Source organism: Streptomyces changanensis (genome assembly GCF_024600715.1).
Lineage (GTDB): Bacteria > Actinomycetota > Actinomycetes > Streptomycetales > Streptomycetaceae > Streptomyces > Streptomyces changanensis.
Map to the genome: position 1 here is coordinate 3,557,008 of NZ_CP102332.1, position 13,444 is coordinate 3,570,451.

A 13,444-nucleotide genomic window follows, 5' to 3' on the forward strand; every position below is an offset into this window, starting at 1 on the left:
CCGCAGGGGCATTTCCGGCATCCGGGGCCTTTCCGTCTGCGCCCCCGCCCCCGCCCGCGTACGGTCCCGTCGTCCGGTCCGGCTGCTGTCTGGCGGCGTCGGGAGGGCCGGCGTCACGCGCGGCCCCCGGCGCCGGGCTCGCGGCCCCCCTCCGGAGGCGTGGGCCGTCCGGCGGGCCCGGTGTCTCGCCGGTCCCCGTCCCCGTCCCTGTCTCCGTCCTGGTCCTGGCCCCGGTTCCTGACGCCCCTGTCGTTCCTGCCGCGGTGGCGGCCGATGCCCGGCAGCGTGTCGCTGTAATGGAAGGCGGCGATCCGCTCTTCGTGCCGGACGGTGAGCCGGTGGAGCAGGAGCATCCCCATGCCGATGAGAATGATGATCACGGCTGCGGCGATGGCGGTCTCCATGTCCTCACCTCCGCGGGACGTGCGGGGCCGGCCGGACGGAGCCGAGCGGGCTGGCCGGTTGCCGGGTCACCGGCCCGGCGCCGCCGTCGGTGTCCCAGTCCTCCTCCCGGCCCCGGGTCTCCTCCCGGCCCCGGGTCTTCTCCCGGCCCCGGGCCTCCGCCGCTCCGCGGGTCGATTCCTCGCCGGCCATCATCCGGCTCGCGGTGAGGAGTCCTCCCGGGGTGGCGGCCGCGCTCATGAGCCGGACGGCCATGGCCGGGTCGGTCTCCGGCGGGATCACCAGCAGGTCGAGACGGCCGCGGGTGTAGGACAGGAGGATCAGCTTGTGCGGGTCCTGCTCGTCGGCGAACCAGCCCACGTGCACGGTGTGCCCGGTCACGGGCACCTTGTGCGGGACGACGGGCCAATGGGCGGGGTTCACCGTGACCCGGGTGACCCGGCCCCAGGGGCCGTCCAGCGCGCCGGTCAGGGCGCGGAGCTCATCGGAGAGGTCACGCGAGCGGGGCCACCAGGCGCCGTCCAGGAGGCCCGGGACCGGGCTCTTCGGGGCGAGGGACAGGCGGGCCGGCAACGAGGGCGCGGGCCGTCGTCCGGCGGCATTCGTACGTGCGATGGTCGCGGTCATGACGCGGACCCGTCTCCGGAAGCGTCCTCGACGACGTCCCGGTGTTGTCGCTCACCGAGAACGGCACCGGCATCGGAAGCCGGCGTGCGGAGTACTCCCGGTACCTCCACCGTACTCCGGTCGGCGGCCCCGCGGACCGGCTCACGGCCGGGCGTTCCCCTCCGGCCGGCGGGAGCACGGTGACCGGCCGGAGTACGGTGAGAGGACGAGGTCACACCGTTCGGCGGCCGCGCCGGACCCCCCGAAGACGGGCGCACACGCCATGGCCGACTCCGACACACCCCGCGCACATCCGTCGCTGCCCGACGCGATCCACCACGCGGTGCGGCCGGGAACGGTGCTGCTGCGGCTGGAGACGACGCACGCGCGCGAGGGCATCCTCGACGGCGCCTGGTGGCCGCGCTCCCGGGACGTCGGGGCGGAGCTCCCCGGCCTGGTCTCCGCACTGGTCGAACACCTCGGATCCGTCGAGCGCGTCGGCCTGGACGCGGCCGCCTGGGAGGAACTGCCCACGCGGCTGATCGTCGACGACCGCGTCGTGCACATCGACTCCTTCCCGGTCGGCGACGACACCGTCCTCGTCACCCGGGGCCCCCGGGACCACTTCTCCCTGCTGGTCGTCCCGCCGCACGCGAGCCCGGAGGCGGCCCGTACGGCGATGGCGAGAGCGGTACGGGCCGACAACGTCACGGAGGCCGCGCAGATCCTCCTGGACACCGGCACCGGTCGCACGCGCGCGACCCACGCCGTAGAACCCGGCTCGCGCGGGTAACGCCCCCGCGCGGGTAACGCCCCAGGACCGGGAGCGGCGAGCCTTCCGGCCCTCGCGCGTCGCGCGACCCACGCCGGACCCGCTCGCCCTCCCCGCGGCCCCCGCCGCTCCCCTCGGCCGATTCGGCCGAGCGCGCGGCCTTCGCCGCCTTCCCTGCGGTCACCGCGTCGCCGAGTCCGCCCCCTTCACCGACGGCGCCGAGCCGACTGCCACCGCCACCACCGCCCTCCCCGAGGCCGCCGCCATCGCCCGACGGGTACCGCGACCACCGGTGCCACCCGGGCGTGGTGCGTCGCATGACACGCCGTCGGGTGCCGGTCGGGGCGGCCGGCGCGTCCGCTCGCAGTCGGCGCCACCTCGACCGTGACGGTGGCCGAGAGCGTGGCGCCAGTCATCCAGGCATTTAGTCATATCTTCCACGATGCGTATGGAGGGCTTCGGCGACATCACCCTCACGGCTCGTAACGGGGATGAGGTGTCTGCGTAATATGCCAACCGACAGAACGGGTCATTCTGGACGATCTGGGCGACCCGGTATTCGCTGAAAGCGCCACCATCCCTTCAGGAGCTGGCTTTCCCATGACGCTGAACTTCTCTGACGCGCCGCAATGGCGCAGAACGACGGCCTGGTCGACGGCGGTGCTCACCGCCCTGGTCGCCGCCGTCGTCGTAGCGGTGACGCCGACCCAGGCGAACGCGATCGCCCAGCCCGTACCCCTGGGTACCGCGGACAGCTTCGCCGTCCTGGCCGGTGAGTCGGTCACCAACACCGGACCCACGGTCATCACAGGGGACGTGGGGGTGCACCCGGGAACGGCCATCTCCGGCTTCCCGCCGGGACTGGTCAACGGGACGCTGCACTCCGCGGACGCCGTGGCCGCCGGGGCCAAGAGCGACCTCGTGGCGGCGTACAACAACGCGGCCGGACAGCCCTCCGACGCCGCGCTTCCTCCGGACGCCGGCGGTCTGACGCTGGTCCCGGGCGTCTACACGGCGTCGTCCACGCTCGGTCTCACCGGGACGCTCACCCTGGACGGCCAGGGCAACCCCGCCTCCGTCTGGGTCTTCCAGGTCGGTTCGGGCCTGACGACGGCTTCCGCCAGCAACGTCAGCCTCGTCAACGGCGCGTCCCCGTGCAACGTGTTCTGGCAGATCGGTAGTTCGGCCACCCTCGGCACCGACTCCGACTTCGTGGGCACCATCATGGCCATGACGTCCATCACCGCCACCACGGGCGCCGACCTCGTCGGTCGGGCGCTGGCCCGCAACGGGTCCGTGACGCTGGACACCAACACGATCACCCGGCCCGCCTGCGCCGGGGGCACGAACGGCGGCACCACGGCCGGGACGAACGGCGGCACCACGGCCGGGACGAACGGCGGCACCGCCACGGGCGGCGTGATCGCCGGCACCACCGGAGGGACCAACGGAGGCACCGCCAACGGCGGCACCGTCACCGGCGGCACCGTGGGCGGTGTGCTCGGCGGCGTGACGACCGGTGGGACGACCGGCGGTACCGGCGGCACCGTCGGCGGCATCCTCGGTGGAGTCACCACGGGCGGCATCATCGCCGGCACCACGGGCGGTACGACGGGCACGACGATCGGCGGTACCCAGGGCGGCACCACGGGTGGCGGCGGACCGAAGCCGCCGAAGCCCCCCAAGCCCGGGAAGCCCGGGAAGCCCGGAAAGCCGGGGAAGCCGGGGAAGCCGGGTCACGGCCATGACGGCAAGCCCGGGAAGCCGGGGCACGGCAAGCCCGGCCACGGCCATGACGGCAAGCCTGGCGACGGGAAGCCCGGCAAGCCCGGCCACGGTCATGACGGGAAGCCCGGCAAGCCCGGCCACGTCGACGACGGGAAGCCCGGCAAGCCCGAGAACCCCCGTGGGTTCGGCGACTGGTGAACCCCGCACGCGGTGCGCGGCAGCACGGCAGTGAACCCCCCGCACGTTCCCGTGGCGGGTCGGCCCCTGCGCAGGTGCCCGTACACGTGACGTGAGAGGGAAGGTGGCGCGCGGCGGATCGTCCTCGATCCCGTCGCGCGCCACGCACGGAATCCGGAAGAAGCAGTCAGCGGACAGGAACAGTCGGGATGGGAAGGCCGGGTGGGGCCGTGCTGGTCGGCGTCGAGTCACAACCAGAGTCGGAGTCGGAGTCACCGTCGGAATCAGCGTCAGCGTCAGCGTCAGCAGACGCGGCCGCGGACGCGAAGGCATCGGAACGCCCGGGAGCCGGACCGGCCGAGGGGGGCCGCAGCGCTGCTCCCCCTGGTCCTCCTGACGGCTCTGGGCCGGTGGGCCGCGTGCTGAAGGCGGTGACCGGGGCCGTCGTGGTCCTGTGCCTGGCGGTGACGCTCATCCACCTGGCCCTGGTGTTCCTGCACGTGGCGCCCGCGAACGCCATCTCGCGGCAGTACGCCAAGCAGGTCGAGGCGTGGGTCTTCCCCGTCTTCGAGCAGAACTGGCGGCTCTTCGCCCCGGATCCGGAGTCGGTCAACCGGCAGATCTCGGTGCGGACCATGCGCACCGACCCGGACGGCACCGTGCGGGTGAGCGGATGGTTCGACCTCAGCGGTGTCGACCGTTCCGCGCTCGCCCACAACCCCTTCCCGAGCCACACGACGCAGAACATGCTCCGCCGCGCCTGGAGTTCCTACCTCGAAACGCTGGGCAGCGACGACCAGCCGCGCTCGGAGCGCGGAGTGATGATCCAGCAGTACCTGCGCAACATCGCGGCGGAGCGCGTCGCCGAGCACCGCGGTGGGCGGTTCGACTCCGTCCAGCTGCGGGTCGTCACCGTGCCCGTCGCCCCCCCGGGTGCGACGGCGAACGGCCGTACGACCGCCCCCACCCCGGTGGAGACCCGTCATCTGCCCTGGTGGGAGGTGGCCCCCCGTGACGCTCACTGACCCGACCCCGACCCCGACCCCCACCTCGGCCCCCACCCCGGCACCCGCACCGTCGGAGCACCGCGCCGGAGCACCGCAACGGGCGCTGGACCGGGTGCCCGCCCTCTACGCCCTCCTGATCGGGCGTCCCGTGTCCCTGTACGCCGCGGCGGTGCTGCGCATCGGGTACGGCCTGCTCTACCTCGTCTTCCTGCTGCGCGAGTTCCCGCACCGCGACGAGATCTGGGGCCCCGGCTCGCCGTGGACGCCCGCGCTGGCGAGGGCCCTGTTCGACCAGACGGGGTGGGCGAGCGTCCTCACGCTGTCGGACAGCCGGGCGTACTTCGAGTTCTGCTACGCGGCGGCCGTGGCCACGTCCGCGCTCTTCATGCTGGGCTGGCGCACCAGGGCGGTGTCCGTGCTGTTCGCCGCCGTCGTGGCGTCGTTCCACGCCCGGGCGATCTTCATGACGGACGGCGGGGACAACCTCATCCTCCTCATGGCCGTCTACCTCGTTTTCACCGCCTGCGGCCGGCGCTGGTCCCTCGACGCCCGCAGGGCCGCGCTCCGAGCGGCCGCGGGGAAAGGGGAGGGACACCGTCCCGCCCGGGGCGCGGCTGCGCTCCGGTGCCACGTCCGCGACGCCCGGCTGACCGCGGTCACCGTCCTGCACAACTGCGGGATGCTCGTCATCGCCGCCCAGGTCTGCTTCCTCTACGGATCCGCGGGCCTGTACAAGGTGCAGGGCGGTACGTGGGGCAACGGCACCGCCCTGCACTACGCCCTCAACCTCCACCTGTTCCAGCCGTGGCCCGCGCTGTCCGGCATGGTGGACGAGCACGAGGTACTGATCACCGCCGCCTGCTACCTGACGGTGTTGCTCCAAGTGGCCTTCCCCTTCGTCCTGTTCGGCAGGCTCAAGTACCCCGTGCTGGCCATGCTGCTCGTCATGCACGTGAGCATCGCGGTACTCATGGGCCTCCCGCTCTTCTCCGCCGCGATGATCGTCGCGGACGCCGTCTTCCTCCCGGACGGCTTCTACCGTTCCCTGGCCGGGTGGTGGCGCCGCGCGACCCGCCGAGGTGGCGCCGCCGACACGGCCCCGCCACCCAGGACGGAAGCGACGCTCGTCCCGGTACAGGCGGCCCCGACCGCCTGACCCCGTCCCGCGGGGGACCGAACGACGCACGACGGGGCCCTGGTCACCGACCGGGGCCTTCGTCACGGACCGGGGGCCGTCGCCACGGATCGGGGGAGGGATCCGCCCCCGATCCGTATCGGCACCCGCTAACTGCGGATACGTCCACTGCCAGTGAGGCTCTTGCTGTCTTCCCGTGCCCGCTGCTGACCGCTGTTCACCGCCTCTGCTGACACGTTGTGGCAGGGGGTTCCGTCAGCTGGCCTCGCCGGTTGCCGGTGCCCGCCCCACGATGTCGGACAGGGAACCTCGGTAGGTGGTGCCTAGCTTGTTGACCACACCTACTGTGGGGCCCGGGCCATTCTTGAGACGGCTCACGTAATTTTCGGGTAGCAGCACGCGGTCGCCGACTTCGAGCGGGTCGCTCCCGCGCCAGCGGTATCCATACCCGCCAACCTCGACGACCTGGCAGCCGTTGACCTCGTACACGCGCCGCGTACTGTCCAGTTGCTCCTCAAGCTCCTTGACGCGCTGCTCCAGCCGCTCGATGCGGGACTTGGAGAAGCTCGCGCTGCTTTCGCTTCCCGACTCGTAGCCCTCACTCCACCCGCGCCGGTGGGCCTCGGCTACGACTTTGTCCTGCTCGGTGGCGTGTGTGCCGCACGCCACGTCCGAACCTGATATCCGGATCTTGCACGGGTTGCCCGAACGGGTCGGTCGCCCGCAGGTCCGGTCCGGTTGGTGGGCCATGCGTAGCAGTCCTCTCGGTTGTCCCTACTGCGTCGCGTCGCAGGTCTCGCAGCGGCTCACGGCCGCCCGATCGGTGTTGCCCTGCGTGGCGTGGAGCGGGTAGGAGGGCGCCAGGCGACGCCATGCTCCGGGTGAGGGGGTGAGCACCCAGCCATAGACGGGTGGTCGGATGTCGGCAGGGACGATGTGCCCGCAGCCGGGAAGGTGGGCCTTACCGCTGGCGTGGATGATGATCGCGCCCGTCGGCCACTCGCCCCATTCGCTGGTGGGCGCGCCCCTGCGAGGTGCGCGCGGAGCGCAGTCCGCACAGTTGTGCATTTCATGGCGCTCGCAGTACTGCATCGCCCTCTCCCCCGTCAGGTCCGACAACGCACCCTACTTTCCCCGAGCTTGGCACCAGGTCGCTTCCCGGGAATGCACGCCGAGATAACGGGGAGTGGCGCGGGTCATGGGAAATGGGTCTCGCGATTCGAGACAGCCTCGCGTCCCTGTGTCGCGAGTACCGCGTGGAACGGTCATTTCAAGGGACACCGGGGCGAAGCTGAAGGACCTCATGGTGTCCATGGGGCAGTCCTCGGTACGGGCCGCGATGATCTATCAGCACTCGCCACTGGAGCATCAGCGGGAACTCGCCGACGGCATCGACGCCTGCGTACGCGTGGCCCTGGCGCCTCGGAGAAGGGCGGCGGCCCTTCTGGCACGGATCCGGCACCGGACGCTTAGAGCGGCGTCGAGAGTCCGGACAACAAGAAAGGCCCGGGTCGATGACCTGGGCCTTCTGCGTGGAGCGGGTGACGGGAATCGAACCCGCGCTCTGAGCTTGGGAAGCTCATGTTCTACCATTAAACTACACCCGCGCAGCGGCCGGTGATCCGTGCCGCATCGTCGCTCACTGTACCTCATTGCCGGCCCCCGATGTATCGCGCCGTGTCGTTCTCGTGTCGGGCGGTGGGGTGATCCGGTGGTCGGGGAGCGGGAGTTGGGGCGTAGGGTGCGGGGCGGAGTGCCGCGTGGAGTGGTGTCCTGTTGATCCCCTAATGTGGCCTTCTCGTCCACCGCTTGTCTTGGGGAAAGGGCCTGATGGACACCATGGAGCGAACCGTCGTCCGCTGTGCCGAGGGGCATGTGTTCAGTACCGCGACGTTCCCGATGCAGAACCTCGGCGCCGGGCGGATCGGGCCCGGACGGCTCATCCGGTGTCCCCGGTGCGCGCGGCTGCGGCATGCCGTGCCGGTGGGGCTCGCCGAGCAGAGGTAGGGCCGAGGTGCAGCAGGGGTAGGGCCGAGGTGGAGCAGGGGTAGGGCGGCGCGGGGGTCGGGCCGGTGTGATCGGCAGGGTGGCCCCCGGCTGCCGGTTCGTGTCCGGGGCGCGCGCGTCCGTCCGATTGGGGCGGGCCCGCGCGCTCTGCGTATCCTCGGGGCGTGCTTCTCTCAGACAAGGACATCCGGGCCGAGATCGAATCCGGCCGGGTGCGCATCGACCCGTACGACGTGTCCATGGTGCAGCCCTCGAGCATCGACGTGCGGCTCGACCGCTACTTCCGGGTGTTCGAGAATCACCGTTACCCGCACATCGACCCCGCCGTGGAGCAGGCCGACCTCACCCGGCTGGTCGAGCCGGAGGGGGACGAGGCGTTCATCCTGCACCCCGGGGAGTTCGTGCTGGCCTCGACGTACGAGGTCATCTCCCTCCCCGACGACCTCGCCTCCCGTCTGGAGGGCAAGAGCTCGCTGGGCCGGCTGGGGCTCGTCACGCACTCCACGGCCGGGTTCATCGATCCGGGGTTCTCCGGACATGTGACCCTGGAACTGTCGAACCTCGCGACCCTGCCGATCAAGCTGTGGCCGGGGATGAAGATCGGCCAGCTGTGCATGTTCCGGCTCAGCTCGCCGGCCGAGTTCCCGTACGGCAGTGAGCGGTACGGGTCCCGGTACCAGGGGCAGCGCGGGCCCACGGCCTCGCGGTCCTTCCAGAACTTCCATCGGACGCAGGTGTGAGCATGAGTGGTGTACGGGAGAACCTCACCTACGAAGGGTTCGGGCGCGCCGTGCGCGAGCTCGCCCAGACCGTCGCGGACGACGGCTACGAGCCCGACGTGGTGCTCTCCATCGCGCGCGGTGGCGTGTTCGTCGCGGGAGGGCTCGCCTACGCCCTGGACTGCAAGAACATCCACCTGGTGAACGTCGAGTTCTACACCGGCGTCGGCACCACGCTGGAGATGCCGGTCATGCTCGCGCCCGTGCCGAACGCGATCGACTTCAGCAACAAGAAGGTGCTGATCGCCGACGACGTCGCCGACACCGGCAAGACGCTGAAGCTCGTGCACGACTTCTGCCTGGAGCACGTCGCCGAGGTGCGCTCCGCCGTCATCTACGAGAAGTCGCACTCGCTGGTGAAGTGCGAGTACGTCTGGAAGCGCACGGACGACTGGATCAACTTCCCGTGGAGCGTGGAGAAGCCCGTCGTGCGGCGGTCCGGGCAGGTCCTGGACGCCTGAGGGACGGTCGTCACACGGAAGAGGGCCCCATGCGGGGCCCTCTTCCGTTCGTGCGGCGCGCCGCGGCGGCGTCCGTTACAGCGTGCCCAGCTTGATCAGCGACAGCAGTGCCACCAGCTGGATCGACGACGCGCCCAGGGCCTTCGGCCAGTGCAGGTCGTGCGACTTGCTCACCATCGACGTGAAGAGCGCGCCCGCCGCCAGCCAGGACAGCCAGCCGATGACCTGGACCAGCGAGTTCTCACCGCCCAGGAAGAGCGCGAACAGCAGCCGCGGGGCGTCCGTCATCGCCATGATGAGCATCGACAGGCCCACGGTCGGCTGCCAGGCGCCGTTGCCGCCCAGCTGGCGGGCGAGCGTGTGCGTGACCGCGCCGAGGATGAGGCCGCCGACCACGAACATGACCCCGGTCAGCAGGACGTACGGGATCGCGGTGGAGATCGTCGCGCTGATCGCCTCCTCCCGGGCCTTGTCGAAGCCGAAGAGGGCCAGCAGGCCGTACAGGAACGTCACGATCAGCGCCGGCGGCCACACGGGGTGGTCGCGCATCTGCCAGAACGTCGGGCCGGGCCGCATGACGATGCCACTGAGCAGCTGCTTCCACGGCAGTCGCGGGCCCGAGGGCGCGGCGGAGCCCGCCTGGTAGGTGTCCGCCGGGCCGTAGGGGTCCTCGCCGACGCTGAACACCTGGGTGTGGCCCGGGTTGTTCGCGGCGTGCGGGTGGGAGCCGTACGGCTGCTGGGGCGCGTGCTGCTGGTACGGGTCGCCGAAGTACTCCGGCTCCCCGTACGGCTCGCCGCCCTGCTGGCCGCCGTGTCCGCGGGTCCCGCCGGGCCCGCCCGGCCCGGCGTAGGGGCGGCCTCCCTGCGACCACTGCTGCTGCGGGGACGGCGACGGGGACGGGTACGACGGAGGGGGCGCCGCCGCGCCGCCGTGCGGTCCCTGCCGCGTCTGCGGCGCCTGCCGCGGTCGTTGGTGCGGGGTGCGGTTGTCCCGGCCGCGTCCGATCCTGAATCCAGCCACGTCAACGAACGTACCCGGTTCCGCGCGTACGGGCGTACACGGCCGGTCGCCGGGGGGCCGTTTGCTGCCGACCTGTGACATCCCCTAGGGGGCGTCAGGCGGCCGTGGGAGGGGGCGGGGTGGGCGGGATGGGGTGGCGTGGTGGCCAGGGTGGCACGGGGGTCGGGTGGCACGGGGGCGTCGCGGCCGCCCCGGCCCCGTACACCTGTCCCGCCGCCCGCCGCCCGCCGCCCGCCGCCCGCCGCCCGCCGCCCGCCGCCCCCCGCCCGCCGCCCGCCACCGGTACGCCGGTACGCCGAACGGCCGGGTCCGCCCGTGGGGGCGGCCCGGCCGTTCGTGGTGGGCTGTGCGCGGCGCGGCTACTGCGCCGGCTGCGGCTCCTGCGTCGGGTCCGACTCCGGGGCGTCCGTCTCGGGGGCGGCCGGCGTCTTGACCGAATCCAGCAGCAGCTGCGCGACGTCCACGACCTGGAGGGACTCCTTCGCCTTGCCGTCGTTCTTCTTGCCGTTCACGGAGTCCGTGAGCATGACCAGGCAGAACGGGCAGGCGGTGGAGACGATGTCCGGGTTGAGGGAGAGGGCCTCGTCGACGCGCTCGGTGTTGATGCGCTTGCCGATGCGCTCCTCCATCCACATCCGCGCGCCGCCGGCGCCGCAGCAGAAGCCGCGCTCCTTGTGGCGGTGCATCTCCTGCTGGCGCAGGCCCGGGACGGCCGACATGATCTCGCGCGGCGGCGTGTAGACCTTGTTGTGGCGGCCCAGGTAGCACGGGTCGTGGTAGGTGATCAGCCCGTCGACCGGGGTGACCGGGGTGAGCCGGCCCTCGTCGATGAGGTGCTGGAGCAGCTGCGTGTGGTGGATGACCTCGAACTCGCCGCCCAGCTGCGGGTACTCGTTCGCGATCGTGTTGAAGCAGTGCGGGCAGGTCGCGACGATCTTCTTGGCCGACTTGGGCTTCCTCGTCGACTCGTCCTCGTCATCCTCGCCGAACGCCATGTTCAGCATGGCGACGTTCTCCTGGCCGAGCTGCTGGAACAGCGGCTCGTTGCCGAGGCGGCGGGGGGAGTCACCGGTGCACTTCTCGTCGCCGCCCATGATCGCGAACTTGACGCCCGCGATGTGCAGCAGCTCGGCGAAGGCCTTGGTGGTCTTCTTGGCCCGGTCCTCCAGGGCGCCGGCGCAGCCGACCCAGTAGAGGTAGTCGACCTCGGAGAGGTCCTCGACGTCCCTGCCGACGATCGGGACCTCGAAGTCGACCTCCTTGGTCCACTCGACGCGCTGCTTCTTCGCCAGGCCCCAGGGGTTGCCCTTCTTCTCCAGGTTCTTGAGCATCGTGCCCGCCTCGGACGGGAACGACGACTCGATCATGACCTGGTAGCGGCGCATGTCGACGATGTGGTCGATGTGCTCGATGTCGACCGGGCACTGCTCGACGCAGGCGCCGCAGGTGGTGCAGGACCACAGCACGTCCGGGTCGATGACGCCGTTCTCCTCGGCGGTGCCGATGAGGGGGCGCTCGGCCTCGGCCAGGGCGGCGGCCGGGACGTCCTTCAGGGCCTCGGCGGACGCCTTCTCCTCGCCGTCCGCGGTCTTGCCGCCGCCGGCCAGCAGGTACGGGGCCTTGGCGTGGGCGTGGTCGCGCAGCGACATGATGAGGAGCTTCGGGGAGAGCGGCTTGCCCGTGTTCCAGGCGGGGCACTGCGACTGGCAGCGGCCGCACTCGGTGCAGGTCGCGAAGTCGAGGATGCCCTTCCAGGAGAAGTGCTCGACCTGGCTGACGCCGAAGACGGTCTCCTCGGCGCCCTCCTCGTCGTCGAAGACCGTCTCGAAGTCGATCTCCTTGCCGCCGGACGTCATCGGCTGCAGGGCGCCCAGGGCGGTCTCGCCGGTGGCGTTGCGCTTGAACCAGATGTTCGGGAAGCCGAGGAAACGGTGCCAGGCGACGCCCATGTTGGTGTTGAGCGAGACCGTGATCATCCAGATCAGGGAGACGCTGATCTTCACCATGGCGGCGAGGTAGACGAGGGTCTGCAGCGTGCCCGTGGACAGCCCGTCGAAGGCGAGGACGAGCGGGTACGAGACGAAGTACGCCGCCTCGTAGGAGTCCACGTGGTGGAGGGCGCCCTCGAGGCCGCGCAGGACCAGGATGACCAGGCCGATGGTGAGGATGACGTACTCGACGAAGTACGCCTGCCACGCCTTGGAGCCGGCGAAGCGCGACTTGCGGCCGGCGCGGGACGGCAGGCTCAGCAGGCGGATCACCATCAGGACGACGATGCCGAGGACCGTCATCAGGCCGATGGCCTCGATGTACATCTCGAACGGCAGGAAGCCGCCGAGGACCGGCAGCATCCAGTCGGCCTGGAAGAGCTGGCCGTACGCCTGCGCCAGCGTCGGCGGCAGGGTCAGGAAGCCGACCGCGACGAACCAGTGCGCGAAGCCGACGATCCCCCAGCGGTTCATCCGGGTGTGGCCGAGGAACTCCCGGACCACGGTGACCGTGCGGGCCTTCCAGTCGTCGGTGCGGCGGCCCGCCGGCACGGGCTGGCCGAGCCTCACGAACCGGTAGATGTGCGCGATCGCTCGGGCAAAGAGCGCAACGCCGACCACGGTCAGGGTCAGCGACACAATGATCGCGGCGAGTTGCATGGGGGCTCCTCGGGCCTGCGAGGTGGGGGATCCGGTACTACTAAGCGGTAACTTATTGGGTTCGGTGCTGAGCGTACCCAGATATTCCGCCGCACTGTAGCCGCGTGCGCGGTGATCTGCGTCGCTCAGGTGAGCCTGACCGGCGCCGTCCGTTCAGTCCCGGGGTCGCGGGCCGGTGAGCAGGGCGACCGGGGTCCGCAGGAGCAGCGCCACGTCCGTTCCCACCCCATGGTGCTCCACGTAGTGCTGGTCGAGCAGCAGCGGCTCGTCCCAGGGCAGCGGCGAACCCCGCCTCACCTGGGCCGGCCCGGTCAGGCCGGGGCGTACCGCGCCGCGCCAGGGTGCGTCGGCGCCGGGTGCGCCGGGCGGGAGCGGGGCGGGGCCGACCAGGGACATCTCGCCGCGCACGACGTGGACCAGCCGGGAGAGCGCGTCGAGGCGCAGTCGCCGCACCGGCAGGGTGCGCAGGGTGAACGGGCGGCCGTGCAGGCCGACGGCCGTCTCGTGGACGAGGAGGCCGCCGGCGGGGCGGCCGAGCGCCCGGGCCCCCGCCGCGGCGAGCAGGAGCGGCGCGACCAGCGTCAGCAGGACGGAGCCGAGGACCAGGTCCAGGACGCGCTTGGGGTGCATGGTGGCCACCTCGTCTTTCCGCATTGCTCAGGGTTCGTATCGGTTCACGGCTTATGTCCGGATAGTGCC

12 protein-coding genes, 1 tRNA gene and 1 pseudogene are annotated in these 13,444 nt (G+C 71.4%); 7 read left to right on the forward strand and 7 right to left on the reverse strand.

Annotated features, from left to right (window positions below; genetic code table 11):
• Positions 1 to 113: 113 nt before the first annotated feature.
• Both NRO40_RS15815 and NRO40_RS15820 read right to left on the reverse strand, forming a co-directional pair.
• Positions 114 to 404: a hypothetical protein gene (locus NRO40_RS15815; RefSeq protein WP_058942418.1), complete on the reverse strand. Its 291-nt coding sequence runs from the start codon at positions 402 to 404 to the stop codon at positions 114 to 116.
• 4 nt (positions 405 to 408) lie between these two features.
• Entirely contained in the window at positions 409 to 1,029 is a 621-nt protein-coding gene (locus NRO40_RS15820; RefSeq protein WP_058942419.1) for a DUF5994 family protein, read from the reverse strand.
• 262 nt (positions 1,030 to 1,291) lie between these two features.
• On the opposite strand from NRO40_RS15820, the gene NRO40_RS15825 reads away from it, so the two are divergent.
• From NRO40_RS15825 to NRO40_RS15840, 4 genes are all read left to right on the forward strand, one after another.
• Entirely contained in the window at positions 1,292 to 1,801 is a 510-nt protein-coding gene (locus NRO40_RS15825) for a DUF5994 family protein (RefSeq protein WP_058942420.1), read from the forward strand.
• Between the two features lie 579 nt (positions 1,802 to 2,380).
• The gene (locus NRO40_RS15830) at positions 2,381 to 3,706 is read left to right on the forward strand and encodes an ice-binding family protein (protein ID WP_058942421.1); all 1,326 of its coding nucleotides are present in this window, start codon (positions 2,381 to 2,383) and stop codon (positions 3,704 to 3,706) included.
• A gap of 398 nt (positions 3,707 to 4,104) precedes the next feature.
• Positions 4,105 to 4,710 carry a DUF5819 family protein gene (locus NRO40_RS15835; protein WP_232791079.1) on the forward strand — a complete coding sequence of 202 codons (606 nt, stop codon included), beginning with the start codon at positions 4,105 to 4,107 and terminating at the stop codon, positions 4,708 to 4,710.
• 85 nt (positions 4,711 to 4,795) lie between these two features.
• Positions 4,796 to 5,848: an HTTM domain-containing protein gene (locus NRO40_RS15840; protein ID WP_058942463.1), complete on the forward strand. Its 1,053-nt coding sequence runs from the start codon at positions 4,796 to 4,798 to the stop codon at positions 5,846 to 5,848.
• 234 nt (positions 5,849 to 6,082) lie between these two features.
• Here the strand turns inward: NRO40_RS15840 and NRO40_RS15845 are convergent, their stop codons facing one another.
• Complete coding sequence (locus tag NRO40_RS15845; RefSeq protein ID WP_232791080.1) at positions 6,083 to 6,577, reverse strand: hypothetical protein; 495 nt, start codon at positions 6,575 to 6,577, stop codon at positions 6,083 to 6,085.
• A gap of 523 nt (positions 6,578 to 7,100) precedes the next feature.
• On the opposite strand from NRO40_RS15845, the pseudogene NRO40_RS30945 reads away from it, so the two are divergent.
• A pseudogene (locus NRO40_RS30945) lies at positions 7,101 to 7,244 on the forward strand (tyrosine-type recombinase/integrase); the annotation flags it as partial.
• A gap of 116 nt (positions 7,245 to 7,360) precedes the next feature.
• Here the strand turns inward: NRO40_RS30945 and NRO40_RS15855 are convergent.
• Positions 7,361 to 7,434: transfer RNA gene (locus NRO40_RS15855), tRNA-Gly, on the reverse strand.
• A gap of 564 nt (positions 7,435 to 7,998) precedes the next feature.
• Here NRO40_RS15855 and dcd point away from each other — a divergent pair.
• Together dcd and NRO40_RS15865 are read left to right on the forward strand one after the other, a co-directional pair.
• Complete coding sequence (dcd, locus tag NRO40_RS15860) at positions 7,999 to 8,574, forward strand: dCTP deaminase (protein ID WP_058942422.1); 576 nt, start codon at positions 7,999 to 8,001, stop codon at positions 8,572 to 8,574.
• Between the two features lie 2 nt (positions 8,575 to 8,576).
• Positions 8,577 to 9,074, forward strand: coding sequence for a phosphoribosyltransferase (locus NRO40_RS15865; RefSeq protein ID WP_058942423.1), 498 nt, complete (start codon positions 8,577 to 8,579; stop codon positions 9,072 to 9,074).
• A gap of 75 nt (positions 9,075 to 9,149) precedes the next feature.
• On the opposite strand, the gene NRO40_RS15870 is transcribed toward NRO40_RS15865, so the two are convergent.
• The 3 genes from NRO40_RS15870 to NRO40_RS15880 form a co-directional block, all read right to left on the reverse strand.
• Positions 9,150 to 10,097, reverse strand: a complete 948-nt coding sequence (locus NRO40_RS15870) for a Yip1 family protein (RefSeq protein ID WP_058942424.1) — start codon at positions 10,095 to 10,097, stop codon at positions 9,150 to 9,152.
• Positions 10,098 to 10,456: 359 nt separating this feature from the next.
• Complete coding sequence (locus tag NRO40_RS15875; protein ID WP_058942465.1) at positions 10,457 to 12,745, reverse strand: (Fe-S)-binding protein; 2,289 nt, start codon at positions 12,743 to 12,745, stop codon at positions 10,457 to 10,459.
• A 153-nt stretch (positions 12,746 to 12,898) separates the two neighbouring features.
• Complete coding sequence (locus NRO40_RS15880; RefSeq protein WP_232791081.1) at positions 12,899 to 13,375, reverse strand: sugar transferase; 477 nt, start codon at positions 13,373 to 13,375, stop codon at positions 12,899 to 12,901.
• Between the last annotated feature and the right edge of the window lie 69 nt (positions 13,376 to 13,444).

Bases quoted from the DNA above. Each gene is read 5' to 3' on its own strand.
- NRO40_RS15815 (WP_058942418.1), bottom strand. From the start codon at position 404: ATGGAGACCGCCATCGCCGCAGCCGTGATCATCATTCTCATCGGCATG.
- NRO40_RS15820 (WP_058942419.1), bottom strand. From the start codon at position 1,029: ATGACCGCGACCATCGCACGTACGAATGCCGCCGGACGACGGCCCGCG.
- NRO40_RS15825 (WP_058942420.1), top strand. From the start codon at position 1,292: ATGGCCGACTCCGACACACCCCGCGCACATCCGTCGCTGCCCGACGCG.
- NRO40_RS15830 (WP_058942421.1), top strand. From the start codon at position 2,381: ATGACGCTGAACTTCTCTGACGCGCCGCAATGGCGCAGAACGACGGCC.
- NRO40_RS15845 (WP_232791080.1), bottom strand. From the start codon at position 6,577: ATGGCCCACCAACCGGACCGGACCTGCGGGCGACCGACCCGTTCGGGC.
- NRO40_RS15865 (WP_058942423.1), top strand. From the start codon at position 8,577: ATGAGTGGTGTACGGGAGAACCTCACCTACGAAGGGTTCGGGCGCGCC.
- NRO40_RS15875 (WP_058942465.1), bottom strand. From the start codon at position 12,745: ATGCAACTCGCCGCGATCATTGTGTCGCTGACCCTGACCGTGGTCGGC.
- NRO40_RS15880 (WP_232791081.1), bottom strand. From the start codon at position 13,375: ATGCACCCCAAGCGCGTCCTGGACCTGGTCCTCGGCTCCGTCCTGCTG.